The sequence below is a fragment of the uncultured Meiothermus sp. genome (assembly GCF_937863175.1).
Lineage (GTDB): Bacteria > Deinococcota > Deinococci > Deinococcales > Thermaceae > Meiothermus.
Genome location: NZ_CALMCQ010000337.1, coordinates 1 through 4,395 on the forward strand (window position 1 = coordinate 1; position 4,395 = coordinate 4,395).

The 4,395-nt window shown below is 57.2% G+C and carries 6 protein-coding genes; all 6 read right to left on the bottom strand.

The features are described 5' to 3' along the window. Nucleotides 1-81 precede the first annotated feature (81 nt). Entirely contained in the window at nucleotides 82-606 is a 525-nt protein-coding gene (gene accB, locus Q0288_RS12635; protein WP_299430959.1) for an acetyl-CoA carboxylase biotin carboxyl carrier protein, read from the bottom strand. Between the two features lie 323 nt (nucleotides 607-929). Beyond that, nucleotides 930-1,484: an elongation factor P gene (gene efp / locus Q0288_RS12640; protein WP_299430962.1), complete on the bottom strand. Its 555-nt coding sequence runs from the start codon at nucleotides 1,482-1,484 to the stop codon at nucleotides 930-932. A gap of 284 nt (nucleotides 1,485-1,768) precedes the next feature. Then, on the bottom strand, nucleotides 1,769-2,212 hold the full coding sequence (locus tag Q0288_RS12645; protein ID WP_299430964.1) for a universal stress protein: 444 nt from the start codon (nucleotides 2,210-2,212) through the stop codon (nucleotides 1,769-1,771). A 301-nt stretch (nucleotides 2,213-2,513) separates the two neighbouring features. Then, complete coding sequence (gene phoU / locus Q0288_RS12650) at nucleotides 2,514-3,176, bottom strand: phosphate signaling complex protein PhoU (protein WP_299430966.1); 663 nt, start codon at nucleotides 3,174-3,176, stop codon at nucleotides 2,514-2,516. 22 nt (nucleotides 3,177-3,198) lie between these two features. Further along, complete coding sequence (locus Q0288_RS12655) at nucleotides 3,199-4,158, bottom strand: ATP-binding protein (protein ID WP_299430968.1); 960 nt, start codon at nucleotides 4,156-4,158, stop codon at nucleotides 3,199-3,201. Between the two features lie 125 nt (nucleotides 4,159-4,283). After that, the coding region (locus Q0288_RS12660; RefSeq protein WP_299430970.1) for a helix-turn-helix domain-containing protein at nucleotides 4,284-4,395 on the bottom strand (112 nt) is incomplete at its 5' end.

Genomic DNA, 4,395 nt, shown 5'->3' on the forward strand with positions numbered 1-4,395 from the left:
TCTCCGAGCGCACGGATGGCTCTTAGCGGATGGCTCTTAGCGGACTCTGGCTATCGGCCATATGCTATCGGCTATCGGCGCTTATGCAGGTTCGATCAGAAACAGAACTTGACCGTATTCGATGGGCTCGGCATTGGATACCATGATTTTGCGCACCACGCCGGATACTTCACTTTCGATCTCGTTCATGAGCTTCATGGCCTCGATAATGCACAGGATCTGACCTTTTTTGACGGTATCGCCTTCTTTGACAAAGGGCTCGGCATCGGGGGAGGAGGCGTGGTAGAACGTACCCACAATGGGTGCCTTGACCTCGGCATATTTGCTGGTGTCTTCCCTGGGCGGTTCAGCTCTGGGGGCTGGAGCCGATGCGGGCGGTGTGGCCACAGGAACCGGAGCCGGGGCTGTGACCGTTACCTGGCTCGCGGCAGGCGCTGCCGGCACCACCGCTTGCGGCTGAATCACAACCGGGGCTGGAGTTGTTACGTACTGCACCTCACCGCCACGCTTGACCGTGAGTTTGTAATCTGGGGTCTCGAGGGTCAACTCGGAGACCTCATGTTCTTGCAGGGCTTGGAGGATGGACTTCAGTTCCTTTGCATTCATGACTGCCTCCGTAACAGCACTGAGCTATAGCTTCATGGATCCTAGCCTATAGAAGTATAAGCCTCCAGGGTTGGTTTTACCGCTTACGTGCAGGTACAAATGCCCGTCCGTTCTGCGAGTGCTTTCCGTGAATACTCCCCGCAGTAAGGTACGCTCCCATCTGAGAGGACACCGCTTACCACCCGTCAACAGCCACTTCTGTAGGTGAAGCAGCGCGAAGTGCAAAAACCCTTCCAGCGGGAAGGGGCTCCGCCAGAGTCTCTGGCCGACCTGTCAGAACCCGGGTTCAACTTGCGGCAAAGCCCCCTGGCCGAAGACACTGCTCAAGCCCGACCCAGGTACTCACCTGTGCGGGTATCCACCCGAATAACCTGCTGGCTTTCGACAAACAATGGCACCTGCACCACCGCGCCAGTCTCGAGGGTAGCTGGCTTGGTGCCACCCGAGACCGTGTCGCCACGCACGCCTGGTGGCGTCTCGATGATCTTTAGCTCTACCGAAGCGGGCAAAGTGATATCCAGGGGACGCCCGTTGTACATCGCACCCTGCACGGTCATGCCCTCTTTGAGAAACGTGGTTGATTCGGAAATATCCCTCGGGACATGGAACTGCTCGTAGGTTTCCAGATCCATAAATACCAGTTCTTCCCCTTCGGGGTAAAGGTACTGAAGATCTTTGGTCTCGACATAGATATCCTCGAGCTTCTCTCCGGAATTGAACGAGCGCTCTACCGTCGAGCCGGTCTCGAGGTTTTTGAACTTGGCCACCACTTTTGCACCGCCCCGTCCAATTTTCTGATGCTGATAGTCCACACACTGCCAGAGTGTGCCATCCATCTTCACTTTGGTTCCATTGCGCAGATCGGTAACGCTGATCATCTACCCTCCTGGTATCCAAACAAAGAGTGTAAACGATGGAGCGGCTAAAGAAAAGGCAAACAGACTTATGAGGGATGGTGGGCATATGGAGAGAAGCCGTTGCCCCCTCTGGGTACTGGTTTGTTTGTGCGGGGATTTCGCTCGGCTGCAGGACAGGCGGGTGTTATGTGCGCCGGGTACTGGAGACTGGCCCGATAGGGGCATGCCCCCCAAGTCCGCAATTCCAGAGGGTCGCAACGATTCTGTGGTTACAGCCCGTGTAGAAGGCGCCTTGCACCGGCAACCTATCCGGTTGCACCACGCACAACCAGAACCGGCGTAGAGCAGTTGTGCAGCACCTTATCGGTCACGCTACCCATCATCACCCGATCAATGCCCTTGCGCCCATGGGTTGCCATCACCACCAGGTCGTGATCCTTGGCCGCTTCCAGGATAGCCGACACGGGGTGTTCCTCGACAATTACCCCACGGGCATGAACACCCTTCGATTCTGCTTCGGCTGCAATACGGCTCAGGATTTTTTTGGCCTCGTCTTTGTAGTCGCTCATCAACTTCTCGAAGTATTCGGGTGGCTGGGTAGCGTAGTTCTGGAAGGGTTCGTAAGGACTCTCAATCGCATAAAGTATCGTCACCTCTCCCCCCGACATTTTGGCTATATCCAGCCCTTGTGCGAGGGCATCCTGGCCAAACTCGCTACCATCTGTGGGGATCAGGATCTTTTTGAACATACCAACCTCCTTAGGGCATAGATCAATGCAGCCCAAAACTCCCGTTCTGGCCTATACCCTAAACCTGCACCCCAGGGGCTTGTGTCCCTTGAATAGATAATTTCGCAGGAGGTTCGGATTCAAACCACCTCCTCCAGGCGGGCCAACCAGTACCCTGCTCGGGGGGAGAGAGGAACAGTAACGTGCTGGGTGAGGGAAAACCAGGGGATCCCACCCACACCAACTAGCTCAAGTTGCCGTGACACCCTTTGCGGCGCTTTTTGTCGGGATTTAGAGGGGCGGAGGTATTTGCGAGACAACCCTAAAATACGTCCTCTGGCTTTTTTTCCATCTTGCCGGTAAGCCAGTAAATAATGCGCTCTGAAATGTTCTCGAGGTGGTCGCCCAGGCGTTCGTAGCTACGCGCCACCCGGCCAAGGGTGAGGGCTTTGGTGATGGTGCGCGGGTCTTCCATCATATAGGTGAGGAGTTCGCGCGAGACCTCCTCGTAGAGCCCGTCAATCTCGTCATCGCGGCGGAAAATTTGTTTTGCGGCTTCGATGTCGCGCTCCGCGATCGCCTTGGAAACCAGGTCGAGCATCAGGGTCAAACGACGGCCTATATCGGGCAGGGTAATGTAGTTTTTGAGCGGAGGCTCCTTGGCCAGCACAATCACATCTTCGGCCACGTGAGCGGCATAGTCGCCTGCCCGCTCGAGGTCGGTCAGGGCTTTGATGATGGTGAAGGTAAAGCGCAGGTCGGAGGCGACCAGGGCTTGCCGGGCCATGATGGTGACGACATCGGATTCAATCTGCAATTCCAGTGCGTCCACCTGGCTGTCCTGGGCGATCACTTCTTGGGCCAGCCGGGGGTCTTGCTCGGCCAGGGCCTTGGCGCTCTTATCTACCATTTCGCGCACCACCGAGATCATTCGGATGGTTTGCTCGGTAATTCGGTTGAGTTCACGGTCGAGTCCTTCACGCATAGCCATTCTCCATACCTCCAGTTTATACAGGGGTTTGAGTCGTCTGACGTCCAAACTTAGTGCCCGCGTGTATGGGGAAAGTCAGGCCAAAGGCGTTACCGTTCTCGAGGGCACGCCCATAAGCCGTTCCACCCCATCCACCTGCCAGCCGGCGTACCAGGGCCAACCCCAGGCCCGTTCCTCGCACATTGGCTGCATGTACCCCGCGCAGGCCGGCCTGAAAGAGCTTCTCAAACTCCTCAAGGGGCTGGCCCTGGTTACGCACCTCGAGCCACACCCCATCGGTGTTATGCCCGCTCAGTACCACAATTTCAGAACCCGTTCCATACTTGAGTGCGTTATCCAGCAGGTTGAGCAGAGCCTGGTACACCGCATCGGGGTTGGCCCGGATGGTGTGGGGAATCTGCCACTGAATCCAGGCCGATTTCTCGGCCAGTTGTGGGGACAGAAAGCGCTCGAGGCGATCCTGCAATTCCTCCAGGGCAAAGGTGCGTTCCTGCGAGGGTCGCCGGGTTAGCGGCAAGTCTTCCACCAAACGCCGCAGACGCTGGGTTTCCTGATGCAGCATCTGCAAGGCTTCTTGGGCATCAGAGCCCTTCAGGCCGCTCTGTAAGGCCTCCAGCAAGGAGAGCATCCCGGCCACCGGGGTGCGGAACTCGTGGGCCAGAACCCGGCTGGACTCCTCCAGGGCTTCAACACGGTTTTTTTCCTCGGTTTGATCCCACAAGAGCAGGATGCCGGGAACCGCCTTTACCCACAGGGTGCGGTTGCGGGTTTCGACCGTAGACTCGCCGCCCATTCGGCACAGAGCCTCGAGTTTGTGGTCGCGCAATGCCAGCAAGAGCGGGCGGCCCAGCACCTTTTCTCGTTCCACCCCCAGCAGTTCGGCTGCCACAGGGTTTAAGTAACGCGCACGGTCTTCTGCAAAAACCAGCACCCCCTCGCGGGCGGCTTCCCACGCATTCTGCAGGAGGGTATCCATTTCCATTAGCTGCACCCTGGAGTAAAGAAGGGAGGGGGTAGTGCTGGAGAAAGGTAGGAACACAATACCGGGGTTTTCGTACCCCTGCTCTCTTTTGCTTTTTGGCTGCTCAACATACCCCCCGATCACTCTCTGAACCGATACCCTACGCCCCGCAGGGTTTCCAGGAACCTGGGGGCTTTGGGATCTTCACTCAGTTTATCGCGGAGCTGCGCTACATGCTGATCCACCGTCCGG